At 67.7% G+C, this 25858-nt stretch carries 20 protein-coding genes and 2 riboswitches; of the genes, 10 read left to right on the top strand and 10 right to left on the bottom strand.

Annotated features, from left to right (window positions below):
- Nucleotides 1-19: 19 nt before the first annotated feature.
- A riboswitch (SAM riboswitch) is annotated at nt 20-141 on the bottom strand.
- A gap of 222 nt (nt 142-363) precedes the next feature.
- From AC5RW2_RS00530 to AC5RW2_RS00520, 3 genes are all read left to right on the top strand, one after another.
- Nucleotides 364-3948 carry a TM0106 family RecB-like putative nuclease gene (locus tag AC5RW2_RS00530; RefSeq protein WP_494073405.1) on the top strand — a complete coding sequence of 1195 codons (3585 nt, stop codon included), beginning with the start codon at nt 364-366 and terminating at the stop codon, nt 3946-3948.
- Between the two features lie 225 nt (nt 3949-4173).
- Complete coding sequence (locus tag AC5RW2_RS00525) at nt 4174-4803, top strand: superoxide dismutase (RefSeq protein WP_494073404.1); 630 nt, start codon at nt 4174-4176, stop codon at nt 4801-4803.
- A gap of 145 nt (nt 4804-4948) precedes the next feature.
- Nucleotides 4949-5374, top strand: coding sequence for a pyridoxamine 5'-phosphate oxidase family protein (locus AC5RW2_RS00520; protein WP_494023436.1), 426 nt, complete (start codon nt 4949-4951; stop codon nt 5372-5374).
- A gap of 99 nt (nt 5375-5473) precedes the next feature.
- On the opposite strand, the gene AC5RW2_RS00515 is transcribed toward AC5RW2_RS00520, so the two are convergent.
- Nucleotides 5474-6097: an FMN reductase gene (locus AC5RW2_RS00515; RefSeq protein ID WP_494073403.1), complete on the bottom strand. Its 624-nt coding sequence runs from the start codon at nt 6095-6097 to the stop codon at nt 5474-5476.
- Between the two features lie 269 nt (nt 6098-6366).
- Here AC5RW2_RS00515 and fdhA point away from each other — a divergent pair, with 269 nt between their 5' ends.
- The 3 genes from fdhA (at nt 6367) to AC5RW2_RS00500 (ending at nt 9870) form a co-directional block, all read left to right on the top strand.
- On the top strand, nt 6367-7578 hold the full coding sequence (gene fdhA / locus AC5RW2_RS00510; RefSeq protein WP_494001723.1) for a formaldehyde dehydrogenase, glutathione-independent: 1212 nt from the start codon (nt 6367-6369) through the stop codon (nt 7576-7578).
- A gap of 34 nt (nt 7579-7612) precedes the next feature.
- Nucleotides 7613-8014: a GlcG/HbpS family heme-binding protein gene (locus tag AC5RW2_RS00505; protein ID WP_493979553.1), complete on the top strand. Its 402-nt coding sequence runs from the start codon at nt 7613-7615 to the stop codon at nt 8012-8014.
- Nucleotides 8015-8754: 740 nt separating this feature from the next.
- A riboswitch (cyclic di-AMP (ydaO/yuaA leader) is annotated at nt 8755-8931 on the top strand.
- A gap of 3 nt (nt 8932-8934) precedes the next feature.
- Entirely contained in the window at nt 8935-9870 is a 936-nt protein-coding gene (locus AC5RW2_RS00500) for a M23 family metallopeptidase (protein WP_494073402.1), read from the top strand.
- Nucleotides 9871-9950: 80 nt separating this feature from the next.
- Here AC5RW2_RS00500 and AC5RW2_RS00495 read toward each other — a convergent pair whose 3' ends face one another.
- Nucleotides 9951-10895, bottom strand: a complete 945-nt coding sequence (locus AC5RW2_RS00495; protein WP_494026265.1) for an aldo/keto reductase — start codon at nt 10893-10895, stop codon at nt 9951-9953.
- Between the two features lie 148 nt (nt 10896-11043).
- On the opposite strand from AC5RW2_RS00495, the gene AC5RW2_RS00490 reads away from it, so the two are divergent.
- Nucleotides 11044-11472, top strand: a complete 429-nt coding sequence (locus AC5RW2_RS00490; RefSeq protein WP_494001726.1) for a very short patch repair endonuclease — start codon at nt 11044-11046, stop codon at nt 11470-11472.
- A 107-nt stretch (nt 11473-11579) separates the two neighbouring features.
- Here the strand turns inward: AC5RW2_RS00490 and AC5RW2_RS00485 are convergent, their stop codons facing one another.
- The 3 genes from AC5RW2_RS00485 to AC5RW2_RS00475 form a co-directional block, all read right to left on the bottom strand.
- Nucleotides 11580-13268 carry a thiamine pyrophosphate-binding protein gene (locus AC5RW2_RS00485; protein WP_494073401.1) on the bottom strand — a complete coding sequence of 563 codons (1689 nt, stop codon included), beginning with the start codon at nt 13266-13268 and terminating at the stop codon, nt 11580-11582.
- A complete protein-coding gene (gene speB, locus AC5RW2_RS00480; RefSeq protein ID WP_494073400.1) occupies nt 13265-14326 on the bottom strand; it encodes an agmatinase in 1062 nt (353 codons plus the stop codon). The genes AC5RW2_RS00485 and speB overlap by 4 nt, the downstream gene beginning before the upstream one ends.
- 281 nt (nt 14327-14607) lie before the next feature.
- Nucleotides 14608-15183 carry a helix-turn-helix domain-containing protein gene (locus AC5RW2_RS00475; RefSeq protein ID WP_494001729.1) on the bottom strand — a complete coding sequence of 192 codons (576 nt, stop codon included), beginning with the start codon at nt 15181-15183 and terminating at the stop codon, nt 14608-14610.
- A gap of 241 nt (nt 15184-15424) precedes the next feature.
- Between AC5RW2_RS00475 and AC5RW2_RS00470 the strand changes: the two genes are divergently transcribed.
- From AC5RW2_RS00470 to AC5RW2_RS00460, 3 genes are all read left to right on the top strand, one after another.
- Nucleotides 15425-16894 (top strand): sodium:solute symporter family protein, encoded by a 1470-nt coding sequence (locus tag AC5RW2_RS00470; RefSeq protein ID WP_494001882.1) that lies wholly within the window; start codon nt 15425-15427, stop codon nt 16892-16894.
- A gap of 417 nt (nt 16895-17311) precedes the next feature.
- Nucleotides 17312-18415, top strand: coding sequence for a VIT1/CCC1 transporter family protein (locus tag AC5RW2_RS00465; RefSeq protein ID WP_494014719.1), 1104 nt, complete (start codon nt 17312-17314; stop codon nt 18413-18415).
- Nucleotides 18416-18543: 128 nt separating this feature from the next.
- Nucleotides 18544-19635 (top strand): matrixin family metalloprotease, encoded by a 1092-nt coding sequence (locus AC5RW2_RS00460; RefSeq protein ID WP_494023428.1) that lies wholly within the window; start codon nt 18544-18546, stop codon nt 19633-19635.
- On the opposite strand, the gene AC5RW2_RS00455 is transcribed toward AC5RW2_RS00460, so the two are convergent.
- From AC5RW2_RS00455 to AC5RW2_RS00435, 5 genes are all read right to left on the bottom strand, one after another.
- Complete coding sequence (locus AC5RW2_RS00455) at nt 19630-20901, bottom strand: LOG family protein (protein WP_494073399.1); 1272 nt, start codon at nt 20899-20901, stop codon at nt 19630-19632. The genes AC5RW2_RS00460 and AC5RW2_RS00455 overlap by 6 nt on opposite strands.
- A gap of 48 nt (nt 20902-20949) precedes the next feature.
- On the bottom strand, nt 20950-22617 hold the full coding sequence (locus AC5RW2_RS00450) for an MDR family MFS transporter (protein WP_494073398.1): 1668 nt from the start codon (nt 22615-22617) through the stop codon (nt 20950-20952).
- Nucleotides 22614-23258, bottom strand: coding sequence for a TetR/AcrR family transcriptional regulator (locus AC5RW2_RS00445; RefSeq protein ID WP_494073397.1), 645 nt, complete (start codon nt 23256-23258; stop codon nt 22614-22616). Before AC5RW2_RS00445 ends, AC5RW2_RS00450 begins: the two co-directional genes overlap by 4 nt.
- A 149-nt stretch (nt 23259-23407) precedes the next feature.
- Complete coding sequence (gene purU, locus AC5RW2_RS00440) at nt 23408-24271, bottom strand: formyltetrahydrofolate deformylase (RefSeq protein WP_494073396.1); 864 nt, start codon at nt 24269-24271, stop codon at nt 23408-23410.
- Between the two features lie 111 nt (nt 24272-24382).
- Nucleotides 24383-25858, bottom strand: a complete 1476-nt coding sequence (locus tag AC5RW2_RS00435) for an L-serine ammonia-lyase (RefSeq protein ID WP_494073395.1) — start codon at nt 25856-25858, stop codon at nt 24383-24385.

Here is a 25858-nt window from a genome sequence, read left to right as displayed (position 1 = left end):
GCCGGGCGCCGCGTCCTTTCGCGTGCTCTTGCCCGCATCGGTAGCCGAGGCTGATGCGGGCCGCTTCGTCATCCGAACCACCCAACGAGCGTGGGGTTGGTATGTGGCCAAGTCGGAGCTTGGCGGCCACAGTTCTTGAAGCTGTTGGCAGTATAGCCAGAGCGGCCGCCTGACCGTCGGAGACCGCGGTCACATCGCGTAACAGGAATCCAGGGGCCGGGCACCCATGCCCCATTCGCGAAAATGTCGGTGCCGGACGGTAGACCTATAACTGCCGGCAGGCACCGGCTGGCGGCGGGATATCGTTGGGGGGACCCGCCGCCGGCCGGGTTGGCACCTGCGCACCTGTTTGAAGGAGGCACCGTGTTTCTGCTCGACTCCGAAGTCGACGGGGCTGACCGCGACCTGGTCTACACAGCCAGCGACCTCGTCGTCGCCGCCCAGTGCGAGTACCAGCTGCTGCGTAAGCTGGACGAGAAGCTGGGGCGCTCCCCCGTGGCGGATTTTGGCCGCGACGAGATGCTCGAGCGCACGGCGGAGTTGGGCGATCTGCACGAGCACCGGGTCTTGCAGCACTTCCGCGACACCTTCGGCGCCGGCGTGGCTGAGATTGCCGAGACCCGCAGCTACACGCGGCAGGATTTGCAGGCCAAGCACGACGAGTCGATCGCCGCGCTGCGCTCCGGCGCAGACGTGGTGTTCCAGGCGTCCTTCTTCGACGGCCGGTTCCATGGACGGTCCGACTTCCTGATCAAAACCCACAACGACGACGGAGCTGTTGCCTACGCGGTCTATGACACCAAGCTTGCCCGCCACGCCAAGGTCACCGCGCTGCTGCAGCTGGCCGCGTACGGGGACCAACTCCTCCAAGCCGGCATCGCCGCGGCTCCCACCGTGACCCTGGTGCTGGGCGACCGGCGGCACAGCAACCACAGCCTCACCGACCTGCTGCCGGTCTTCCGCGAACGCCGCACCAGGTTCCTCAACCTCGTCACAGCACACCGCGAACAGCCGGACCCGGTCCGTTGGGGGAACGAAAGGGTCACCGCCTGCGGGCGCTGCAACTACTGCTCCGAACAGGTTGAGCTGCACCGGGACCTGCTGCTGGTCGCGAACATGAGCACGCTGCGCCGTCGCAAGCTGCGAGCGGCCGGGATCTTCACCATCGACCAATTGGCCGCCCTGGAACTTCCACCCGGTGAATCGCCCGACGGCCCGCTCGCCCGGCTCCGCGACCAGGCACGAATGCAGACCGGCTCGGCCACGCCGGACGGCCGGGTCACCTACCGCAAGGACGGCACGGAACACGAGGTTTCGTACCGCGTGCTGGAGCAGCACACGCTGTCCCGCCTGCCTGCGCCCAACCCCGGCGACATCTACTTCGACTTCGAGGGCGATCCGCTGTGGCAGGACGAGGACGGCGAGTGGGGGCTGGAATACCTTTTCGGCGTGGTGGAACATCCGCCGGCTGCCGGCACGGCCCCGCCGTTTAAGCCCTTCTGGGCGCACAGCCGCGCCGGCGAACGGCAGGCGCTGGCGGACTTCCTGGAATATGTCGCCGATCGGCGGCGCCGGTATCCGGGGATGCACATTTACCACTACGCCAACTACGAGAAGGCCGCATTACGCCGGCTGTCGCTGCAGCATCTGGTGGGTGAGGAAACCGTGGACAGTTTGCTGCGCGAGGGCATCCTGGTGGACCTCTACGACACGGTCCGGCACAGCCTGCGGATCTCGGAAAACTCCTACAGCATCAAGAAGCTCGAGCCCTTGTACATGGGAGACAACCTGCGGTCCGGCGACGTCAAGGACGCCGGAGCTTCCGTGGTCGCATACGCCCGCTACTGTGCGGCTAGAGACGCCGGCAACGACGCCGAGGCAGAGACGGTCCTGAAAAGCATTGCCGACTACAACGAGTACGACTGCCTCTCCACGATGGAACTGCGCAATTGGCTCCTGCGGTTGGCGGCCGAGCGCCGAGTCGTGCCGGGGCGTACGGCCGCCCCCGCGGCGGCGGCTGCCTCTGCCGCGAGCGGGACGTTGGCCGCCGACGACGAGCCGCTGCCGCCCGAGGAGCGGCGGCTGCACGACTACGTCGAGGCTGCCGCCGACAGGGCCGCCCGCCGAAGCGAAACGCTGTCCGCCGATGAACAGGCCGTCGCCATGGTCGCGGCCTCGGTCGGCTACCACCGGCGGGAAGCGAAGCAGTACTGGTGGGCGCATTTCGACCGGCTCGACGCCCCGCTGGAGGACTGGGCGGATACCCGCGACGTCTTCACCGTGGATTCCGCGCGCGTGGTTTCCGGGTGGGAAAAGCCGACGTCGCGTAGCAACCCGGTCCGCGTGCTGCGGCTCACCGGCAGGCTGGCACCCGGATCCACCATCAAGGAAGGCAGCCTGCTCTGCCGGCTCTACGACCAGCCCTTCCCGGAGTTCCTCTGCGACCAGAACGACGGCGTCAATCACCGCGCGTTTTGTTTCGGCGCGGAAGTGCTGGAACTGGGTGCGGACGGTGGGAAGGACACGCTCCTGGTGAAGGAGCGGCTGCCCCGCGGTGCCGACGAGTACAACGAGCCGCCGGTGGCGCTCACACCCGACCAGCCGCTGCCCACCACCTCCATCCGGCAGGCCCTCGCAGACCTCGCCGCTGCGGTTGCCGGCACATTGCCCGGCTTCCCGGCCGAACCGGCGCTGGACCTGCTGCGCCGTCGCCCGCCGCGGCTGGCAACGCTGGCGCGGCTGCCCGAGGTCCAGGACCACCCGGACGGCTACGTGGACGCCATCACCGCCGCCGTCGCCGACCTGGACGATTCCTACCTGGCGGTCCAGGGACCGCCGGGCACCGGCAAGACCTACGTCGGCTCGCACGCCGTCGCCCGATTGGTGGCCCGGGGCTGGAAGGTCGGTGTCGTCGGCCAGTCGCATGCCGTGGTCGACAACATGCTGCGCGCCGCCATCGAGAAGGCCGGCGTGCCGCCGGAAGTCGTTGCCAAAAAACCCAACGGCGACCACGACCTGCCGTGGCCCAACCGGAGTACGGACGATGTGGCCCGGTTGCTCGCCTCCCCCGGGGGCGCGTTGATTGGCGGCACGGCGTGGACCATGACGGGGTCTGCTGTCCCGCCGAAGTCGCTGGATCTGCTGGTCATCGACGAAGCCGGCCAGTTCTCGCTGGCCAACACGCTGGCCGTCTCCCGGGCCGCCAGGCGCCTGCTGCTGCTGGGTGATCCGCAGCAGCTGCCCCAGGTGACCCAGGGAACGCATCCGGAACCGGTCGACGAGTCGGCACTCGGGTGGCTCTCTGACGGCCATGCCACGCTGCCGCCGGAGCTGGGCTATTTCCTCGCCCTGAGCTGGCGCATGCACCCGGACCTGTGCCGGGCCGTCTCCGTCCTAGCCTACGAGGGGCGGCTCAAGTCGGCGCCGGCCGCCGCGCTGCGACGGCTGGAAGGAGCTCCGCCCGGGGTGGAATGCGTGTACGTGAACCACCACGGCAACGCGACGTCGTCGCCCGAAGAAGCCGCCGAGGTACTGGCCCAGGTCCGCCGGCATCTGGGCCTGCCCTGGCACGCGGACGGCACGGCCCGGCCGCGCCCCCTGGCCGGAACGGACATCCTCGTGGTGGCACCCTATAACGCCCAGGTCCAGCTGATCCGTTCCGTGCTGGACGGCGCCGGGCTGGCGGAGGTCCGGGTGGGCACGGTGGACAAGTTCCAGGGCCAGGAAGCGCCGGTCGTGATCGTTTCCACCGCGGTGTCCGCCGCGGCCGAGGCGCCGCGCGGCATGGAATTCGTGCTTAACCGAAACCGGAACAACGTGGCTGTCTCGCGCGGGCAGTGGCGGGCGGTTATCGTGCGTTCCCGCGCCCTCACGGACTACCTGCCGGCACGGCCCGCCGGGCTGGAGGAGCTGGGGGCGTTCGCGGGGCTCTGCGACTGCACGAATTGACCTCACCGCGCCCGCTCTCTGGATGTGGAATGTCGTCTCAGGGGTCAAACCGCCCGACAGGCTGCGGATGCGCGGCTACGTCAGTGGCGAAATTCGCTACGGTGCCAGCCTCGGTCATGTTTGAATGAGGATTGGCAGCTTGGCGGGCCAACCACCCGTTGTCCGTGCCGGCTGGAAGTGTGCACTGAGTAGTTTCCGCACAGTAATTCCGACGAGAGGAAGAACATGAGCAAGTACGAACTGCCCCAGCTCGACTACGATTACGCGGCCCTGGAGCCGCACATCTCGGCGAGGATCATGGAGCTGCACCACTCCAAGCACCACGCCACCTACGTGGCCGGCGCGAACACCGCGCTGGAGCAGCTGTCCGACGCCCGCTCCAAGGGCGAATTCGGCAACGTGCCGAAGCTGTCCAAGGACCTGGCCTTCCACCTCGGCGGCCACACCAACCACTCGATCTTCTGGAAGAACCTCTCCCCGGAAGGCGGCGACAAGCCCACCGGCGAACTGGCCTCCGCCATCGATGAGTACTTCGGTTCCTTCGACGCGTTCCGCGGCCACTTCGGCGCCGCAGCGCTGAGCCTGCAGGGCTCGGGCTGGGCCGTGCTGGCCTACGAACCCCTGGGCGGCAACCTGGTCATCGAGCAGCTCTACGACCAGCAGGGCAACATCCCGGTAGGCACCATTCCGCTGCTGATGCTGGACATGTGGGAGCACGCCTTCTACCTCGACTACGTCAACGTCAAGGCCGACTACGTCAAGGCGTTCTGGAACATCGTCAACTGGGCCGACGTCGCAGCCCGCTTCGACTCCGCCCGCACCGGCGCTTCCGCGCTGATCACCCCGGCCAAGTAACACTGGCCAACCGTGCTCGGGCACGGAGATGACCCAGGCACCGCCGCTGGGCCGGACAACCGGCCCAACGGCGGTGCCTCGTCGTTAAGATGTCCGCTTGTATCAAGGACTTCCTTTCACCGAAGCGATGCAGAAGGATGAAGGCATGATGTTCGAACACGATGACGCGGTCCTTGAGCTCACCGACGAGCAATCGTGGATGCTGCTGGAGAGGACGAAGCATGGCCGCCTCGTCCTCACGGCCGCCGGGGAAACCGATATTTTCCCCATCAACTATGTTGCGCGCGATGGCAGGCTCGTCCTGCGCACGGCGCCGGGCACCAAGCTGGCCGAATTGACGATCAACGACCAGGTCTTGTTCGAGGCCGACGGCATCAGCAGCGAGGAAGCATGGAGCGTTGTCGTCAAAGGCACGGCCCGGGTACTGCAGGACCAGGAGGACATCGCGGCCGCCGAAGCGCTGCCGGTCGAGACCTGGATCCCGACTCTCAAGGATTTCTATGTGGAAGTGAAGCCGGCCAGCATCAGCGGACGCCACTTCAAACTGGGTCAACAACCCGAACGTTTTTAGCCACGGCAAAGGCCCGGTCGGGGTGGTGACGCTGCGCGGGTGCGCATCGCTGGACCACTCCCGACCGGGCCTTCGTCTTGCTCAGCGGTAGACGCTCATTCAGTGGCCGACGCTGGCGAGGATCTCCTCGAAGCTTTTGGATTCGACGCCGCCACGGCCGCGCTCGGTCACCGGAGCGCCCTCCACCAGGTCGACCAGTTCGGCGGCCGCCCGGTCCGAGCGCTCGGACAGTCCGCCGGTTCCCGCCTCACCGGCGCCCCAGTCCTCCGGCGCGGCATAGACCGTGGTTTGTACCGTGCGGGCACGGAGGTAGCTGAACAGCGGACGGACGGCGTAGTCCAGGGCCAGCGAGTGGCGGGCGCTGCCACCGGTGGCGCCCATCAGCACCGGTTTGCCGGCGAGCGCGCGCGGCTCGACCACATCGAAGAAGGACTTGAACAGCCCGCTGTAGGAGGCGCTGAAGACCGGGGTCACCACGATCAGCGCATCGGCTGCCACGGTTGCCTTGAGCACTTCGTCCAGCTTCGGCGCGGCGTAGCCGGTCACCATGTTGTTGGCGATATCGACGGCGTAGTCACGCAGCTCCACCAGTCGGACCTCGGCCTCGACGCCCTTCAGGCGGAACTGGTCCACGGCAGAGGCAGCCAATTGGTCAGCCAGCATCCGACTCGAGGACGGAACGCCGAGTCCGGCGGATATAACAACGATCTTGCGCTCTGACACTGAGACCCTCCTGGTTTGTTCATGCAATCGCATCTAGATGGGTCAACCAAGGCACCGCGAAGATTATTCCGGGGCGAGCTGACGGCGGAGGGCGGGGCGCCGCGCTTCCGCCGCGGGCGTCGGCCCGCAAGAAGCACACGAGCCGCCTTCGACCGGCCACAAGAGGTGTTGGACTGCAGGGCCAAGGCTGCCTCAACCCTAGCCAGCCCCCATCCAAGAGGGCTACCGTGGCACCCACCATCCATGACTTCCGCATCAGAGGAATCCCCATGAGCAGCAATCGAGCAGTGGCTTACAAGGAACCCGGCAAGGTCGAAGTGATCGACATCGACTATCCAAGTTTCACCCTCAAGGATGGCCCGGGGGTCCACCCAGACAACGTGGGCCGGCAGGTATCGCACGGAGTCATCCTGCGCACCGTTGCCACCAACATCTGCGGCTCCGACCAGCACATGGTCCGGGGCCGTACTACTGCCCCGAAAAACCTGGTCCTGGGCCATGAAATCACCGGCGAGGTCGTCGACGTCGGCTCCGACGTGGAATTCATCAAGGTCGGCGACATCGTCTCCGTCCCCTTCAACATCGCGTGCGGACGCTGCCGGAACTGCAAGGAGCGGAAGACCGGCATCTGCCTGAACGTGAATCCCGAGCGCCCGGGCAGCGCCTACGGCTACGTGGACATGGGCGGCTGGGTGGGCGGCCAGGCCGAGTACGTGCTGGTCCCCTACGCCGACTGGAACCTGCTGAAGTTCCCGGACAAGGACCAGGCGCTCGAGAAGATCATGGACCTGACCATGCTCTCCGATATCTTCCCCACCGGCTTCCACGGCGCCGTCACCGCCGGCGTGGGGGTTGGCTCCACCGTGTACATTGCCGGCGCCGGCCCCGTGGGGCTGGCCGCTGCGGCCAGTGCCCAGTTGCTCGGCGCCGCCGTCGTGATTGTCGGGGACATGAACGAGGGCCGCCTCGCCCAGGCGCGCAGCTTCGGCTGCGAGACCGTGGACGTCTCCCAGGGCCATCCCAGGGACCAGATCGAACAGCTTTTGGGCGTCCCCGAGGTGGATTGCGGCGTGGACGCGGTGGGTTTCGAGGCCCGCGGGCACGGCAAGGACGCCCAAGAGGCGCCAGCCACCGTGCTGAACTCGCTGATGGAGGTTACTGCGGCCGGCGGGGCCCTGGGCATCCCGGGGCTGTACGTCACCGGCGACCCGGGCGGAATCGACGAGGCCGCGCAGAAGGGCTCGCTCTCGCTCTCGCTGGGCACGGGCTGGGCCAAGTCGCTCTCCTTCACCACGGGGCAGTGCCCGGTGATGAAGTACCACCGCGGCCTGATGATGGCCATCCTGCACGACAGGGTGCAGATAGCGAAGGCCGTGAACGCCACGGCCATCCCCTTGGAGGACGCGCCGAAGGGCTATGCGGAGTTCGACGCCGGTGCCGCCACAAAGTACGTGCTCAACCCCAACGGTTACATCAGCTAGGCCCCGCGACGGGGCCTTGAACCTAGGAGCAAACATGGACACCGTCACCTTGGAAGACGCCCGCCGGGTCATTGCCGCCGCCGAGGCCAAAGCCGCCGACATCGGCCAGCCGATGAACATCGCCGTCGCCGATGCGGGCGGGAACCTGGTCTCGCACGTGCGGATGGACGGGGCGTGGCTGGGCAGCATCGACATCTCGATCAACAAGGCCTTCACCTCGCGGGCGTTCGACATCCAGACCAAGGACCTGGGCGACAACTCGCAGCCGGGCAATCAGTTCTACGGCATCCATGCCAGCAACCACGGCCGCATCATGATCTTCGCCGGCGGCATCCCGCTCTCCCGCGACGGCCAGGTGGTCGGTTCGATCGGCGTCAGCGGCGGCTCCGGAGAGCAGGACCAGTCGGTGGCGGAGGCTGGAGCGGCGGCACTCTAGTTTTGGCTCCGGAGCCGGTCAACACCTGATTATCGGCACCGGGCCGCGGACCCGGGTCCGGGTCAGCGCCTGATCGTCGGGACCGGGCCGCCGGCCGGGATTCGGCGTCTGCTCGCCGGGTTTGGCCTGCTGCGCCAGCCGGCCTGACCGGTACGCGGCTACATCCGGATGCCTGCCCCCTGCTTGTTGCGTTCATCACGGCAGGCCTTCACCGCGTCCGCAGTCTGCGCCGCCACGATTCACTGCGCACTTCCCCGAGAGCAGCACTGCGAAGGCTTGGTGCGCGCCGGGCCGCCAATGCTAACTGGAGGCTGCCCGGCGGAGGCGTTACTCCCGGGCGGGGGTCCGATAACGGCCGGGGAACGGCGTGTAACCTCCGAACACTCCCGGCGCGGGGCCCGGATAACGGCCCGGGAACGGCGTGTAACCTCCGAACACTCCCCGGCGTGTAACTTCCGCTCACTCCCCGGCGCGGGGGCTCCACTAACGGCCCGGGAACGGCGTGCAACCTCCGATCACTCCCCGGCGCGGGGCTCCGCTAACGGCCAAGCAGCGCCGCGAATCCCAGGCGGATGCACACTCCGCCCAATTAAAGGAATCACCTTAAACGGAGGAACTTCTGGTGACAAGGAACACGGATAACGAATTTGTAACGCCGCGTGTCGCTCCGGTAATTTTGAATTTGTTCCTATCTATCTAGGTAGGCATCCGGTCCGCCCGTCTAACCCTGCCAGCGGACCGCAAGAATCGAGCTTTTCATCGAAGGCAGGGGCGGAGGAACCACTTACGGTGCTTGGGGGCACCTCGGGGTGAAGTCCTCACCGGCACAGTCGCACTCTGAAATCCGACTGCCGGCAGGACCGAGTGAACTCTCGCTCGAATCCGACAGCTAACTTCGCAGGCGCAAGAGAGGAAACCCTGTGAACAACCCTGTGCGCGGTCGTCGCCGTTCCGACACCCCCACGAATGCCCTGTCCAAGATCTCGCGTTCCGCCCTGGCGAAGATCACCCGTTCCAGCGAGGGCTCCCCTGCCCGCCGCGAAGGGGAAGCATCCCCGGCGGCCTACTCCCTCGCCCGCAAGACCGGCCTGGCTGCCGTTGCCGCCGGCATCTTGGCCGCGGCAGTGGTCCCGGTGGCCCAAGCCGGCGGCACTACCGACGTTGGTTCCGACCGCGCCTCCGAGCAAAGCCCCGTGCAGATTCAGGCGGCCCAGGAGGCCGAAATCCGCTTTGACCGGGCCAAGGTAGCCAGCAAGGCTACGCCGGAGGAAGCCCAGGTTGCCGCCGAGGCCGCCGAAAAGAAGAAGGCCGACGAAAAGGCGGCGGCCGCCAAGAAGGCCGAGGCCGAGAAGAAGGCGAAGGCCGAAGCTGCGGCCAAGAAGGCTGCAGCGGAGAAGAAGGCAAAGGCCACGGCCGCAGCCAAGAAGGCCGCCGCAGCCAAGGCGAAGACCGTCGGCTTTGCCACCGGCAAGCTGGCCGCTCCGATCCCGAACATGAACCAGACCTCCGGCTTCGGCTACCGCCAGAACCCGATCACCGGTGCTGCAGGCGAGCTGCACACCGGCATTGACTACGCCATGGCGTGCGGCACCCCTGTCCACGCGGCCGACGGCGGCAAGGTCGTCGAGGCCGGCTGGCAGGTCGGCGGCGGCGGCAACCGCATCGTGGTTCAGCACGGCAGCGGCCTGAAGACAACCTACAACCACCTGCAGTCGATCGGCGTTTCGCTGGGCCAGAAGGTGGCCAAGGGCCAGTCCATCGGCCAGCTGGGCACCACCGGCAACTCCACCGGCTGCCACCTGCACTTCGAGGTTGTCAAGGACGGTCAACTGGTGGATCCGGCCGGCTGGCTCTAACCCACCCTTGACGACGGCGGAGCTTCCGCCACCGACGACGGCGATGCCCACACGGCATCGCCGTCGTCGTTAAGGGCCGGTCAGGCGAAGGGCCTCGACGCCCGGTCCAGGGCGGCAACTTCGTCGGCGGTCAACTCCACGTCCGTGGCGGCCATCAGCTCCGGCAGCTGTTCGGGCGTCCGGGCGCTGGCCAGCGGAGCGGTAATGCCGGGCTTGGTCAGCAGCCAGGCGAGCGCGGTTGTCGTGAGGGAGATGCCGCGCGACTGGGCGACGGTCTCCAACGCGTCGACGACCGCGAAGCCCTCCATCGTGAGGTAATCACGGAGCATGCCGCCGCGCGGGCTGCTGTCGGCGTCATCCGTCGAGTGGTACTTGCCGGACAGGAAACCGGCGGCCAGCGAGTAGTACGGGAACACCGAGAGGTTGTGTTCGCGGGCCAACGGAGCATAGCCCTGTTCGTAGTCTTTGCGGGCCACCAGGTTGTAGTGCGGCTGCAGCGCGACCGGCAGCGCAAAACCGTTCTGCTGGGCGATGTTCATCCACTCGGCGATCCGCTCGGGAGACAGGTTGGACAAACCGATCTGGCGGACCTTGCCCTCCCTCACCAGGGCGTCGAACGCGGCGGCCGCCTCAATCAACGGGGTGCCCTCGTCGTCGTAATGGGCGTAGTACAGGTCGATGTATTCGGTGCCCAGCCGCTGCAGTGAAGCCTCGGCGGCAGCAGCCACGTTCACCGCCGACAGTCCCTGGAGTTCCGGATGACCGCCCACCTTCGTAGCGATGACGACCGATTCGCGGTTTTTCCGTTCGGCCATCCAGCGGCCGATGATCTCCTCGGATTCGCCCCCGCGGTTACCCGGAACCCACGCGGAGTAGCTGTCCGCGGTGTCAATGAAGTTGCCGCCGGCCTCGGTGAAGGCATCCAGCACCTGCTGTGAACCGGACTCGTCCGAGGTCCAGCCGAAGGTGTTGCCGCCCAGAGCGAGCGGGAAGATCTTGATGTCCGAAGTGCCGATCAAGCGCATCGAAGGTCCTTTCAAAGGTAAGGCGCGGCCTTCGCATGCCGCTTACGTTTAACCTAGCAGCGGCGGACGCGTTCCCCGGACGCGGTAACGGCGCCGCCGGGCGGCCGGCGGCCCGCCGGGCAGTACCGTGCTCCCCTAGACTTTAGCTATGGCCGACTCGCTGACCCCGCAGCAGCGCAGCGCCAACATGGCCAAAATCCGCGGCAAGAACACCAAACCCGAGCTGTTGGTCCGGAAACTGCTGCATGCCAAGGGATACCGCTACCGCCTGCATGGCAGCGCAGGCGGCGGGAAGCTGCCGGGCAAACCGGATCTGGTTTTCGCCGGACGGCGGAAAGTGATCTTCGTCAACGGCTGCTTTTGGCATGCCCATGACTGCAGGGTCGGCCGGCATGCGCCGAAGTCCAACGCCGGCTTCTGGGAAGCCAAACGGACGCGTACGGCTGCCCGCGACGAAGCCCAACGGTCGGCGCTGCAGGCGGCCGGCTGGCAGGTCCTCACCGTATGGGAGTGCGAGTTCAAGAGAACCGGCGATCTGGCCGCGCTCGAGGACAAGCTGGTCGCTTTCCTCGCCTGAGCCGGATTACAGGCCCAACAGCCCCTCCGCCCGCGGGGAAAATCCCGGGGTTGAGGGGCTGTTGGCCAGGGGAACGCGGCAATGGGTGGACCCCCTTCGGGGTTGGGTCAGAGGTGCGTGGGGGCGAACATCTTCAGCAGTGTCTCGACGACGACGACGTTCGGTCCCTCGGCGGCAAAGCTCTCCCGGAGTGCGGGGCCGACATCCTCCGGCGCTACCCGGCGTGCCGGCACACCAAAGGCCTGTGCCAGCGCCACGAAGTCCGGCCGCGCCAGTTCCGTTGCCGTCGCCCGTCCGAACGCGCCTTCCATGTATTCGCGCAGGATCCCGTAGCCGCCGTCGTCCACAATCAGCCAGGTGACCGGAAGGTCATGCTGTCGGACGGTGGCCAGCTCGCTGATCGAATACATGGCCGAGCCGTCGCCGGAGACGGCCAGCACGCGCGCGGGCTTTCCCTGGCTGGCCAGGCCGACGCTGCCGCCGATGGCGCCGGGAAAACCGTAGCCCAGGCCGCCGGCGCCCTGCGCCGAGTGGAATTCACCGTCGCGCGAGTCCCAGCAGCTCCAGGCCCAGTACGCGGAGATGGTCATGTCCCAGAAGGTTTGCATGTCGTCCGGCACGGCCTCGCGGATGTCCGCCATGAAGGTCCGCTCCTTGGCCAGGTCCTGGCTGTCCAGGCGGGCCTGAACCTTGGCCAGGGTGTCTTTGACCAGCTGCTCGGGCGTTTGGCCGTGCCAGTCGGGTCCGTTATCCGGATCGTCGGACAGCGCAGCGTCCAGCGCCTGCAGTGCCTGGCCGGCGTCGGCGCGAATGCCCAGGGCCGGGCCGTTGGACTCCAGGACGCGGGGCTCGGCGTCGATCTGAATGATCCGGCCCCGCGGTTCCATGGTGAAATAGTTGCTCGTCACTTCACCGAGCGACGAGCCCACGACCAACAGGACGTCAGCATCTTCGAGGAGGTCGGTGACGTACCGGTCCTCGACCCAGGACTGCAGCGAGAGCTCGTGGTTCCACGGGAACGCGCCGTTGCCGCCCGGCGAACAGACCACCGGGGCACGCAGCTTTTCCGCGATGGAGCGCAGCCACGGTTCTGCCTTGCCCCGGCGGGCGCCGCCGCCGGCGATGATGGCCGGCCGCTTGGCCTCGGAGAGCCAGTGCACGGCTTCCTTGACCAGCTCGGTCCGCGGCGGGTTGTCGAATGCCTCGGCCAGCGCGTCCTCCACCGGCGGCACCATGATCGGGTCCAGCAGCACGTTCTGCGGCACCTCTACCCAGACCGGTCCCTGCGGCGACGAGATCGCCTCGGTCCACGCGTCCTGAATGGCCGACGGGATGCCGGACGCGTGCTGGATCAACCGCTGGCTCTTGGTGACGTTGGCCGCCGATGCCTTCTGGTCGTCGAGCTGGTGCAGCATGCCCTTGCGGCGCGCGCCCAGGCCTTCCAGTGGAATCTGGCTGGCAATGACCACCATCGGCACGCCGGTGGCATAGGCCTCCTGCAGCCCGGCCAACGAGGTCAGGGCGCCGGGGCCGGTGGAGAGGAACAGCACGCCGACCTCCCCGGTGGCACGCGAGAACCCGTCCGCCGCGAAGGCGGAGTTGTTCTCCACCCGGGATGAGACGAAGCGCAACGGCGAACGGGACAACGCGTCGAACAATCCCAAGGCATGCTGCCCCGGGATCCCGAACACGGTCGTCGCGCCCAACGCACTGAGGGTTTCGACGACGAGGTCCCCGCCGTTGCGAACGGTCGGTTCGGCCGGGGCCGTGGAGTCGGCTTTCCCTGCTGCTGTCATTCGAAGGACTCCTGATCCGATCCCTTGGCGCTGCCGACGGTGGCGCCCGCGCGCTTCAGCGCCTGGGCACTGTAGCCGTTGCCGGACCCGCCTGCCGCGGTATCGGCTATCAGCGAGACAAGTTCGTACGCCACGTGGCTGCCGGCAACCCCTGTCATCTCCGCGTGATCATAGGCGGGGGCCACTTCCACCACGTCGGCGCCGACGAGGTTCATGCCGCGGAACCCGCGGATGATTTCCAGCAACTCGCGGCTGGTGATGCCGCCGGCCTCCGGGGTGCCGGTGCCGGGTGCGTGGGCCGGATCCAGCACGTCGATGTCGACCGAAATGTAGAGCGGGGTGTCGCCGATCCGGTCGCGCAGCTTGGCCACCACGTCGCGGACGCCCTCGTAGTAGACGTCCGAGCTGGTGACGATGCCGAAACCGAAACGATGGTCGTCGTCGAGGTCCTTCTTGCCGTAGAGGGGGCCGCGGGTGCCCACGTGGCAAATGGCCTCGGTGTCCAGGATGCCTTCCTCCACAGCCCGGCGGAACGGAGTGCCATGCGTGTACTCGGCACCGAAGTAGGTGTCCCAGGTATCGAGGTGCGCGTCGAAATGCAGCATGGCGACCGGACCGCCGGCCCGCTCGGCCGCCGCGCGGAGCAGCGGCAGGGCGATGGTGTGGTCACCGCCGAGGGTGACCAGCTTGGTGCCGGCGGCGGTCAGGTCGAGGGCGTTCTGCTGAATGGTCTCGATGGCTTCGTTGATGTTGAACGGGTTCACGGCCATGTCGCCGGCGTCGGCCACCTGAACCTCTTCGAACGGGCTCAGGTCCCACGCGGGATTGTACGGCCGCAGCAGCCGCGAAGCCTCGCGGACGTGGTTGGCGCCGAAGCGGGCGCCGGGGCGGTAGGACACGCCGGAATCGAAGGGTACGCCGACGACGGCGATGTCCGCCTGCTGCACCTGGTCCAGGCGGGGCAGCCGGGCGAAGGTGGCGGCTCCGGCGTACCGCGGGATGCGGGACGAATCGATCGGGCCAAGATGGCCGTTGGCTTCCACACGTAGCTCTTCCATGGTTCTCCTCTGAGGGGTGCGGGCGGCGGGCTGGGGGTCGGTCATTCGGAGCCGCGGATGGCTGCGTGCCGTACTGGAACGACCGACTGACGGTTGCCTCATGTGCAACATCTGTTGCCTGTGATGTTATTTGTGGTGGGGGTAACAGTCAAGACCGCGGTCCGGGCGGCAAGGCGGCAGGGCGGCCAACGCGGAACGGCGCGGCGGCTATCGCGGCACGGACGCCACGGCTACACGGCACTGGCGGCTACCGCGGCACGGACGGCAGCGCAACACGGGCACTAGCGCGCGGCCGCCGGGACCAGCGTCCAGGTGACGATGGCCTCTTCGTCGGTCTCGTTTATCCACGTGTGCGGCTCCCGCCCGGAGAAGGAGATGGTGTCACCGGCGTCGAGTTCGTAGCGCTCGGAGGTAAAGACCAGCGTGATTCTGCCGGCGATCACGTGCAGGACATCCACGTCGCAGTCCACGGAGTAGAGATCGGCCTCCCCGCGGCCCCGCGGTTCGATCACGGCACGGATGATTTGCAACCGGCGCTCGTGCCGGGCGGTCAGCAGCTCCTCCTTGATGCCTTCGCCGCCCAGATTGATCCGCGGCCCCTCCCCCGCGCGCGAGACGTGCGTTTCCGGCATGGAGAAGAGGTCACCGATGGAGATGGACAGCACCTGGCACAGGGTGACCAGCGATGCCACCGACGGCGAGGTCAGGTCACGCTCCACCCGGCTGAGGAATCCCTTGGTCAGCCCCGTCGAATCCGCAACCTGTTCGATGGTCATGCGCTGACCCTGCCGTGCGGCGCGGATCCGCGAACCTATGGCCACCGGGTCATTGCTGGGCTCGACTGGCAGTGCCTTCACTAATCATCCTTCTCGGTGCAGAGTTGACGGAGGTGGCATGCAGGGGTGGCCGAACCACCCCTGCGGAACCAGCGGCAGCGTGGCCGAGTTGACCTGTGCCGCGTGCCACATTTAGCTTAACACTCAACACTTGTTGCCCCACAGGCAATCTTCGGCATGTGTTCCGCGCTATTCTCCCCTGGAGTCTCCCTTGGACAATCAAATCGTCAACGTCGTGATCGTGGTGGCCTATCTGGCCGCCATGCTGCTCTTCGGATGGTGGGGCAAAAGCCGCACCAAGAACACCAGCGACTATCTGGTGGCCGGCCGCCGTCTCGGCCCCGTCCTCTACACCGGCACGATGGCCGCCGTCGTTCTGGGCGGAGCCTCCACCGTCGGCGGGGTGGGCCTGGGCTACAAGTGGGGCATCTCCGGGATGTGGCTGGTCGTGGCGATCGGCTCGGGCGTGCTGTTGCTGAGCCTGCTCTTCGCCCCGACCCTGCAGAAGTTGAAGATCTACACCGTGGCACAGATGCTCACGCTGCGGTACGGCGTGCATGCCACCAAGGTGTCGGGCATCGTCATGCTGGCGTACACGCTCATGCTCTGCGCCACGTCCACCGGGGCGTACGCCACCATCATGGTGGTGCTCTTCGGCTGGGAGCGCTGGCTGTCCATCGCCGTCGGCGGCGCCATTGTGCTGATTTACTCCACGGTCGGCGGCATGTGGTCCATCACGCTGGCCGACATGGCACAGTTCATCATCAAGACCGTCGGCGTCTTCCTGCTGATGCTGCCGTTCACCTGGTCGGCCGCCGGCGGACTGGACGGCATCCGCTCGCGCGTCGATGCGGAGTTCTTCTCGCTGACCGGCATCGGCGTCCAGACCATCATCACCTACTTCGTGGTCTACACGCTGGGCCTGCTCATCGGTCAGGACATCTGGCAGCGCGTCTTCACCGCCCGCAACCCGGGGGTCGCCCGCTGGGGCGGCGCGACGGCCGGCATCTACTGCATCCTCTACGGAGCCGCCGGCGCCCTGATCGGCATGGCGGCCTCCGTGGCACTGCCGGCCATCGAAGTCGAGGACGACGTCTACGCGGACGTGGCCATGAACCTGCTGCCCATCGGCATCGGCGGCATTGTGCTGGCCGCGGCCGTGGCCGCGATGATGTCGACGGCGTCCGGCTGCCTGATCGCCGCGGCGACGGTGGCCCGCGCCGACGTGGTGCCGTTCGTAGCCTCCTGGTTCGGCAAGCACGTCCATTACGACCACGAGAACACCGAACACGATGTGGCCGGCAACCGGTGGTGGGTCTTCGGCCTGGGTGCCGTCTCCATCCTGCTGGCCATCGTGGTGCAGGACGTGGTCGCCGCGCTGACCATTGCGTACGACATCCTGGTGGGCGGCCTGCTGGTCGCGATCCTGGGCGGCCTGGTCTGGAAGCGCGGCACCGGCCTGGGCGCCGCGTGGTCCATGGCGGCTGGCACCATCGTCACGCTGACCACCATGATCGTGCTGGAGATCAACGCCGAGGAACAATATGCCGGCGTTTACGCCAACGAGCCGATCTACTACGGCCTGATCGCCTCCGCGCTGGTCTACGTGGGAGTGTCGCTGCTCACGAAGCCCACCGATGCCGCCGTGCGCCAGGCGTGGGACCGCCGGGTGGCGGGGCAGGCAACGGAGGAAGTCCCGGTCGAGGGCCCCGACGAGGTCGCCACGCGCTGACGCGGTGCGCTGCCACATACGTCTGCTGGCGTGGGCTCTGCCCCGAACGGCAGCTGAGGCTGGCGCCTTGCCCGAACGGCTGCTGACGCTGGTGCCTGGGTCCGGCCAGGAGACGGTGACGGCGGGGCGGTCCTCAAGGGACCGCCCCGACCGGCTACAATGGAGGTTGCGAAGGGGAGTAGCTCCACCGCCGCGCGGTTCACGCGCACTGGGCGTGGAGGCCTGTCGACACACTGGCCAGCGTTAGCGGCCCGGCAGTCCACCTGAGCGCAGGGCAGGTACCGCCTGTTCCGCTGCGCCCGGGCGAGCGAGACCTTCGGTCAGTTGATGGTTAACTGACCGGAGATCATCGAACCGTCTCCGGTCCGACTCAGGAGCAGCGTGACAACGAGCCCCGATCCAGCCGGCCCCGACCCTATGGACGCACACACCGATGGCAAGGCATCGCCGACGAAATCCGACATCCGGCTGTGGCGCCGCTATCTTGCCGACGAACGCGCCGAAGCCGCCATCTACCGCGATCTGGCAAGGCGCCGCGAGGGCGAGGAACGCGAGATCCTGCTGGCCCTGGCCGACGCCGAGGGCCGGCACGAAAAACACTGGCGCGATCTGCTGGGCAAGCATGCCGGACAAAGGCTGCGGCCCTCGTTGCGCCGGACCGTGCTGCGGTTCCTGGCCCGCAGCTTCGGCTCGGTGTTCGTGCTGGCCCTGGCGCAACGGGCCGAGAGCCGCTCCCCCTACGGCAGTGAGCCTGCGGCGACCGAGGCCATGGCCGCCGATGAACTGATTCACGAAGAGGTCATCCGCGGCCTGGCCACCCGCGGCCGAGCCCGGCTCTCCGGCAACTTCCGTGCGGCGGTCTTCGGCGCGAACGACGGACTGGTCTCGAACCTTGCCCTGATCATGGGCATCGGTGCCACCGGGGTCTCCAGTGGATTCATCCTGTTCAGCGGCTTCGCCGGCCTCCTCGCCGGCGCACTGTCCATGGGCGCCGGTGAGTACGTGTCCGTGCGCTCCCAGCGCGAGTTGCTCTCCGCCACCCGCCCCACCCAGATCACCCTGCAGGCAGCGCCGGACCTGGACCTGAACGCGAATGAACTCGTGCTCGTGTACCGCGCGCGGGGCATGACCCAAGAAGCAGCCGAACACCGTGCCGCCGAACGGATGGGCTACCTGGACTGCGACTGCGATCCGAGCCTCTCCCTGCAGCCGCCGGAAACGTACATTAACGACTATCAGGAGATCGGCACCGGCTGGAATGCCGCCCTGTCCAGTTTCCTGTTCTTCTCGAGCGGGGCGCTGATTCCGATCCTGCCCTACATCTTCGGCATGCAGGGTACCGCGGCCGTGGTAGTCGCGCTCGTGCTGGTCGGCGTGGCACTGCTTGTCACCGGCGGAATCGTGGGGCTGCTGTCCGGGGCCTCGCCGCTCAAGCGGGCCCTGCGGCAGCTGGCGATCGGCTTCGGTGCGGCGCTGGCCACCTACCTGCTGGGTTCCTTGTTCGGCACCACAGCGCTCTGACCCCGCCGGCCGCCCGTCCTGTTCACCCGCGGGCCACCGGACAGACCCCTACCGTTTGTCTCACGGCTTGGTTACCCTGAGGCAAGCGGGGCAACGATGCACCGCCGTCCGCCATGCCGAGGGGGACCATGAATTGGCCGCCGACCGAGGGCCCGGGCCATGCGCCGGGCGGGGCCCGGCCTGTGCCGGAAGCCGGGACGGGGCAGGGCCCCCAGCGGGTCGCCACCGACGCCGCCGAGCCCCGGAAGCCGCAGCCCGACCAGGGGCAGGTCTGGATCAACCCGACGGCGCGGCCGGCGCGCGCTCCCGTGCAGATGCCCACACTGACACGGGTCCCGCAGGCCCCGGCCGCCCGGAGAGAACCGGACCACCGGGGCCCGTCACCGTTCGGCAAATTCATCCTGCTGGCCGCCGCTGCGTCACTGGCGGCGTGGGCCTTCATCTGGATGGCCCAACCGGGGCCCGCCCCGGCTGTGCAACCCGGCGGGGCCGCCGCCCTGAATGGGGTACCGTTCGATGCCGGCTCCACTGTCAAGGGTCCGGGCCATGGCGGCTTTCCGCCGTCGGGAGTCGACGCCGCGGACGAACCGCTGGGAGTGCCCGCACCCCTCAATGAGGAGAGCAGTTCCTACCGATTCCTGCCCTCGCCGTCCAAGCAGGACTACCTCGCCTACGACCCGTGCCGCCCGATCCGGTATGTGGTCCGCACTGCCGACTCCCCCGCGGGCAACATCGAGCTGGTCCATGAGGCGGTGGACCACGTCTCGGAGGCCACCGGCCTGCAGTTCATTTACGAAGGAACCACGACCGAACGGCCCGCCGAGCGGCGCCGGTCCTACCAGCCAGAACGCTACGGCGAGCGCTGGGCGCCGGTGCTGATCGCCTGGTCGGACCCGGAGCAGAGCCCCTCCTTGGCCGGTCCGACCATCGGCTTGGGCGGCAGCGGCTGGGCATCGCGGGGCGGGGTTTCCGCTTACGTATCGGGTCAGATCGAACTGGACACCCCGCAGTTCCGCCAGCTGCTGGGTGCCCCCGATGGCAAAGGCGCCGCCCGGGCGATCATCATGCACGAGCTGGGCCACCTGATCGGCCTGGACCACGTTGAGGATCCCAGCCAGCTGATGTACGCGCAGGCCTCGCACGACATCCTCGCCTTTGCCGACGGCGACCTCACCGGCCTGGCGTTGCTGGGCCAGGGCGAGTGCGTGCCCGAGCTATAGAACCTCGAGGGCCTGTTCCACGGTGTCCACGAGGTGCACGGAGCCTTCCATGGACCGCCCGCGCGCCAGCGCCTGCAGCAACGGCCAGGCCGGCATTTCCTCGGTCCAGTACGTGCGCCCGACCAGCACCATCGGCGAGAGCGCTTCCGGGGTGGCGTAGTAGTTTTCGCAGGCGTCCTGGAAAATTTCCTGCACCGTGCCGCCGGCGCCGGGCAGGAACACGATTCCGCCGTCGCAGCGCTGCAGCAGCACGGCCTCGCGCAGGGCGTTGCCGAAGTACTTGGCGATGTGGGTGGCAAATAGGTTCGGCGGCTCGTGCCCGTAGTGCCAGGTGGGGATGCCCAGATTCGCGACGCCGGGTCCGGCTTCGGCGAGCACGTCGGCCGCCGCGCGGGCCCAGTCGGTGACGGACGGCCGGAAGCCGGGGACCCCGGCCAGCCGGTCCAGCGCGTCGGCAAACTCGTCGTCGCCGGACGCGGAGAGTCGCGCGCCCAGGTTGGCGGCCTCCATCGCGCCCGGGCCGCCGCCGGTCGCCACGGCATACCCCTCCCTGGCGAGCAGCCTGCCCAGCCGGGCGGCGCCGTCGTAAAGGGTGCTGCCCCGCTCGGCAGCGTGCCCGCCCATCACCCCCACCATCCTCCGGCCGGCGAACACGGTGGAGAACAGCGCCTCCATGGCGTCGCCGATGGCATGGTCGTGCAGGCTTGCCGCGAGGGTGGAGTCCAGGTCATGGCGGGTGGCGGACCGCGACGACCAGGCGTAGACCTGCGCGTCCAGCGTCCCTTCGTAGGGTCCGGTGTCCAGCCCGCTGTAGAGCTCGGCGGCGGTGTAAACCTGGCCGCGGTACGGGGCGAACGGGACGCCGGGCAGCGTGGGGAAGATCAGCGCGCCGTTGCGGTGCAGCCAGTCCTCCGTGGCGGCCTCGAACGTGCACCCAAGGAACACCGAGCCGGCCGGGTCCATGCTGAGCAGGGCCTCCGTGCGGCCGCTGAGATCCACCGATTGGAAGTGCCAGCCGTTCATCGACGGCGGCCCGCCGTCCGTCGCCGACCGCCGCTCGGGCCGCGGCCGGCGGTCTGGCCTCAGGCCGTCCGGTCCCCCGCCTGGCTGTGGTCCGCCGGAAGGCCTCGCATGGCTGGCGGGCCGGCGTCCGCCGTCGCCCGCTGCCCCGGCTCGAGGAGCCTGGGCGATGAGCCGGTCGAAGTGCTCGAGCGACTCAATCTCGACGACGCGCGGTTCCTTGTGCAGTGCCGCTGACGCTCCCATGCAGCCAGCATAACCGTCGACTCGAAGCTGCCCGCGGCGGTCGCGGCGCTACCTGTTGCTGGCTTCGGTTTGGCGCAGGTCCGTGTGCGCCGGCGGGTTGCCCTCGGTCGCGGAGGTGATCGCGAGATTCCCCTCCGAGGCCGCCTCGGCCAGGACGTCCGGCTCCAGCGAGGTGGCCAACGGCTTTTCCACCACGAACATGCACAGCACGGTGGCGGCAATGGCCATCGGCACCATGAACAGGAACAGCGGCATCAGGGCTTCGTTGTAGGACTCGACGATAACGTCGTGTACCGGTGCGGGCAGGCCGGCGACCATGTCCGGCGTCAGCGAGTTCCCGCCTCCGGTGGCCGCGACGGCGGCTGCCGGCAGGCGGTCATTGAGGAGGTCGACCAGGCGGTGGGCGAACAGGCTTCCCACGACGGCCGAGCCGAGCGTGGCGCCGATCTGGCGGAAGAAGTTGTTGGCCGCCGTCGCCGTGCCCACCTGCCGCAGCGGGAAGGAGTTCTGCACGATCAGCACCAGGATCTGCATGTTCAGGCCCAGGCCAAGGCCCAGCAGGCCCAGATAAACGCAGAGCACCCAGACGGGCGTGTCCGCGCGCACGAAGTACATCAGCAGCAGGGCCACGGCCATCACCGCCGAACCGGCCACCGGCATCCACTTGTAACGGCCGGTCCTTGAGACCAGGATTCCGGAGGTCATGGACGACGCGAGCAGCGCGGCCATCATGGGAATCATCAGCATCCCGGCCGCCGTCGCCGACACGCCGGCAGCCATCTGGAAGTAGGTGGGCATGTAGCCGAGGGCCCCGAACATGGCCACGGAGATCAGCAGGCCCGCGATGGTGGTCATGATGAAGTTGCGGTCACGGAACATGGACATGGGAATGATGGGTTCGGCGGTCTTGCGCTCCACCAGCACGAACCCGACGGCGGCCAGCACGGTGCCTGCAATGAGGGCGATGAGCACCGGGTCGGACCAGGCGAAGGTGCTGCCGCCCCAGCTGCTCACCAGGACCAGGCCGGTGGTCGCGGCCGCCATCAGCAGCATGCCCCAGAGGTCGAGCTTCGGCCGCACCTTGACGGGACGGGACTTCAGGAAGAACAGCGCGCCAATCAAGGCCAAGACGCCCACGGGAAGGTTGAACCAGAAGGCCCAGCGCCAGCCCGGTCCCTCGGTGAACCAGCCGCCCAGCAGCGGTCCGACCACGGAGGAGAACGCAAAGACTCCGCCCATGGCGCCCATGTACTTGCCGCGTTCGCGGGCGGGAACCACATCGGCAATGATGGCCTGCGACAGGATCATCAGTCCGCCGCCGCCCAGCCCCTGCACCACACGGGAAGCAATGAGCCAGCCCATGTCCGGCGCCAAGGCGCCGATGACCGAGCCGATCAGGAACATAATGATCGCCGCGACCAGCAGGTATTTGCGGCCGATCTGGTCGCCCAGCTTGCCGTAGATGGGCATCATGACCGTGGCGGCCAGGATGTAGGCGGTGATCACCCAGAGCATCAGGTTGGCGCCGTTGAGCTCGCCCACGATGGTGGGCAGTGCGGTGGCCAGGATGGTCTGGTTCAGGGCGGCCAGCAACATGGCCATCATCAGCGCAACGAAAACCAGCAGCAGGTTGCCATGGCTGTGGCCATGGTGCTCCGGCCGGGACGTCGCGGATGCCGGTGGGCGCTGTAGCGCCTGTCGGCTTTCGTTGTTCATTCGGATTCCTTCAGAACTGCGCGCAGCAAGGCCAGGCTGTGTTCCAGGGCCTCGGTCTGCGATTCCAGGGTGGGTTGGGACATGGTTTTTTGCATGGCAAAGCGGATTGCTGCGCCTGCCGTCATGACCAGCATGCGGGCGGCGTCTTCGGCGGTGTACTGCCCGCCGACGGGATGGGCGGCCAGGATTCGTTCAGCGTCCGCGAGCCGGTCGGAGCCGGCGAGCAGTTCGGTGACTGCGGTGGTGACCAATTGCTCCACCTTGACGATGTACTGGACGCGGCGGTGCAGCAGGTGCGGGTGCTTGCGCAGGATCAGGTGGCGGGTGGCATCGTCTCCGCCGTGGATGGAGCGGGTGACCGCCAGCATCAACTTGCCGACTTCGTCCAGCAGATTGGCGTGGACGTCGAATTCGGCCAGCATGGCATCGTCAAGCACCGGCTCGCGGAGGCCCAGCACCGCGTCTTCTTTGCACGTGAAGTAGTTGAAGAAGGTGCGCGGGGAAACTCCGGCGGAGACCGCCACCGCATCTACGGTGACGGCCTCGATTCCGTCTTCCAGAGCCGCTTCCGCCGCGGCGTCATGCAGGGCGGCCCAGCACTCGGCCCGCTTCCGCTCACGCAGGGAATTTAGTTGACTCACCGAACCAGTGTGCCAGCGCTCCCGCTCTTTGCACAAGTGCAAACATTCATTCCTGCAAGAATTTGAGCAACGTCACACCGGCAAACGAAGGAGAGGATCGGTGGCATCGGTGGCAGCTCAGCGGTAAGAAACCAACCAACCGCGCGCTCCTACCGCAGGACCACGGTGCGGTTGCCGTGCAGGATGACCCGGCCCTCGCAGTGCCACTTGACCGCGTTGGTCAGGGCCTTGCACTCGGTGTCGCGGCCGGCGGCGACCAGGTCCTCCGGCCCGAAGGTGTGGTCGACTTCCACCGTCTGCTGGGCGATGATCGGGCCTTCGTCGAGTTCGGCGTTGACGTAGTGCGCGGTGGCCCCCACGGTTTTCACTCCTTTTTCGTAGGCCTGGTGATAGGGCTTGGCCCCCTTGAAGCTGGGCAGGAAGGAGTGATGGATGTTGATGGTGCGCCCGGTCAGCTCGCGGCTCAGGTGGTCGCTGAGGACCTGCATGTAGCGGGCCAGCACTACCAGCTCCACGCTGTGGGCATCGATCAGTTGCAGCAGCTCGGCCTCGGCGGCGGGTTTCGTGTCCGGCGTGACCGGCACGTGGTAATACGGGACCTCATGCCATTCCACCAGCCCCTTGTGGTCCAGATGGTTGGACACGACGGCGACAATCTCCACCGGCAGCTCCCCCATCCGGGAGCGAAAGAGCAGGTCGTTCAGGCAGTGCCCGAACTTTGACACCATCACCAGCACCCGCCGCCTGCGGCCCTTGGGCTCCAGCTGCCACGCCATGCCGTACTGCTCGGCCAACGGCGCAAACGCCTCGCGCAGCCGCTCCGTGGAGTTGGTTCCGCCGTTCTCCCCGGCGAAGTCGGTGCGCATGAAGAAATGCCCGGCCCGCCGGTCGTCGAACTGCTTGAGCTCCTGGATGCTCTGGCGGTGCTCGACCAGGAAACCCGAGACCGCGTGGACGATCCCGAGCCGCTCCGGGCAGTCGAGGGTCAGGATGTGCTCGTGGTGGATCGGCATGGTTGCTCCCCCGTTTCGGTCTGGCTTTTCGCGCGGCGGTCTCGTCGGGACTGCCGTGCGACTTACGGTTCAGCGCTGGCTGTTCAGTGCTGGCTGTTCAGCGCTGGCTGTTCAGCATTCGACGACGTTGACGGCCAGGCCGCCGCGCGACGTCTCCTTGTACTTGGACATCATGTCCGCCCCGGTCTCCCGCATGGTCTTGATCGCCATGTCCAGGGACACCCGGTGGTCGCCGTCGCCGGCCAGTGCCAGCCGGGCGGCGTTGATCGCCTTGACGCTGGCAATGGCGTTGCGTTCGATGCACGGAATCTGCACCAGGCCGCCCACCGGATCACAGGTCAGGCCCAAATTGTGCTCGATTCCGACCTCGGCGGCGTTTTCCACCTGCTCCGGTGTCCCGCCTAGCACCGCGCACAGTGCACCGGCCGCCATCGAGCAGGCTGACCCGACCTCGCCCTGGCAGCCGACCTCGGCCCCGGAAATCGAGGCGTTGGTCTTGAACAGGATGCCGATGGCCGCCGCGGTGAGCAGAAAATCCACCACCGCGTCGTCGTCCGCGCCGGGCACGAACCTCGTGTAGTAGTGCAGCACGGCGGGCAGGATCCCGGCCGCCCCGTTGGTGGGGGCCGTGACGATCCGCCCGCCGGAGGCGTTTTCCTCGTTGACCGCCAGCGCATACAGGTTGACCCATTCCATCGCCCAGAGCGGGTCGGCGTTGGGCGTGCCGTCCGCTGCCCGTGCCTCCTCGGCGGCACGCAGCCTTCGCCGCAGCCCCGGGGCACGCCGGCGGACCAGCAGCGACCCGGGCAGGGTCTCCTCGGTGCGGGTACAGCCGTTTTCCACACACTCCTGCATCACCGCCCAGATGCGCAGGAGGTCCGCCCGCAGTTCGGCTTCGCTGCGCCAGGTGAGTTCGTTGGCCAGCATCACGCCGGCTATCGACGTTCCGGCCTCGCGGCAACGGGCGAGCAGTTCCGCGGCACTGGAGAACGGGTACGGGAGCCGTTCCCCCTCCCCGGCAGAGCTCGCCGCACCGGCGTCGCGCGCGGTGGCGCCGCCGTCGCGCTCCCCCGCCCCGGCGTCGCGCGCAGCCTCTTCCGCCGCACGTTCGGCCTCCTCGGCGGTGACGACGAACCCGCCGCCCACCGAGTAATAGGAGGACGCACGCAGCGGTGAGCCGCCGGCGTCGTACGCCGTGAAGGTCATCCCGTTCGGGTGCGCCGGCAGCGAGCGGCGGCGGTGCAGCACCACGTCGGAAGCAGGGTCGAACTCCACCGGGTGCGTGCCGGCGAGGCTCAGCTTCCGCGCGGCCGCCGCCTCCTGCACCTGCGCGTCCGCGGCATCCGGATCAACGGTTTCCGGGTCCTCGCCCTGCAGGCCCAGGATCACGGCCTTGTCCGACCCATGGCCGGCCCCGGTGGCACCGAGCGAGCCGAACAGCTCCGACTTCACCCGGGCCACCGACTCCAGCAGCCCATCGCCGGCCAGCGACGCGGCAAACTGCCGGGCGGCCCGCATGGGGCCCACCGTGTGAGACGACGACGGCCCGATACCGATCGAGAACAGGTCCAGCGCGCTCAGTGCCAT

It is taken from the genome of Arthrobacter sp. B0316-1-20 (assembly GCF_059091865.1).
This window is presented reverse-complemented; position numbering and strand designations above follow the sequence as displayed.

Excerpts from the sequence above, each read along its gene's own strand:
- purU (WP_494073396.1), bottom strand. The coding sequence starts at position 24,271 with ATGCCGATCCACCACGAGCACATCCTGACCCTCGACTGCCCGGAGCGG.
- AC5RW2_RS00470 (WP_494001882.1), top strand. The coding sequence starts at position 15,425 with ATGCTGCTCTTCGGATGGTGGGGCAAAAGCCGCACCAAGAACACCAGC.
- AC5RW2_RS00485 (WP_494073401.1), bottom strand. The coding sequence starts at position 13,268 with ATGACAGCAGCAGGGAAAGCCGACTCCACGGCCCCGGCCGAACCGACC.
- AC5RW2_RS00505 (WP_493979553.1), top strand. The coding sequence starts at position 7,613 with ATGGACACCGTCACCTTGGAAGACGCCCGCCGGGTCATTGCCGCCGCC.
- fdhA (WP_494001723.1), top strand. The coding sequence starts at position 6,367 with ATGAGCAGCAATCGAGCAGTGGCTTACAAGGAACCCGGCAAGGTCGAA.
- AC5RW2_RS00435 (WP_494073395.1), bottom strand. The coding sequence starts at position 25,858 with ATGGCACTGAGCGCGCTGGACCTGTTCTCGATCGGTATCGGGCCGTCG.
- AC5RW2_RS00450 (WP_494073398.1), bottom strand. The coding sequence starts at position 22,617 with ATGAACAACGAAAGCCGACAGGCGCTACAGCGCCCACCGGCATCCGCG.
- AC5RW2_RS00520 (WP_494023436.1), top strand. The coding sequence starts at position 4,949 with ATGATGTTCGAACACGATGACGCGGTCCTTGAGCTCACCGACGAGCAA.
- AC5RW2_RS00525 (WP_494073404.1), top strand. The coding sequence starts at position 4,174 with ATGAGCAAGTACGAACTGCCCCAGCTCGACTACGATTACGCGGCCCTG.
- AC5RW2_RS00465 (WP_494014719.1), top strand. The coding sequence starts at position 17,312 with ATGGACGCACACACCGATGGCAAGGCATCGCCGACGAAATCCGACATC.
- speB (WP_494073400.1), bottom strand. The coding sequence starts at position 14,326 with ATGGAAGAGCTACGTGTGGAAGCCAACGGCCATCTTGGCCCGATCGAT.
- AC5RW2_RS00495 (WP_494026265.1), bottom strand. The coding sequence starts at position 10,895 with ATGCGCTTGATCGGCACTTCGGACATCAAGATCTTCCCGCTCGCTCTG.
- AC5RW2_RS00460 (WP_494023428.1), top strand. The coding sequence starts at position 18,544 with ATGAATTGGCCGCCGACCGAGGGCCCGGGCCATGCGCCGGGCGGGGCC.
- AC5RW2_RS00490 (WP_494001726.1), top strand. The coding sequence starts at position 11,044 with ATGGCCGACTCGCTGACCCCGCAGCAGCGCAGCGCCAACATGGCCAAA.
- AC5RW2_RS00455 (WP_494073399.1), bottom strand. The coding sequence starts at position 20,901 with ATGGGAGCGTCAGCGGCACTGCACAAGGAACCGCGCGTCGTCGAGATT.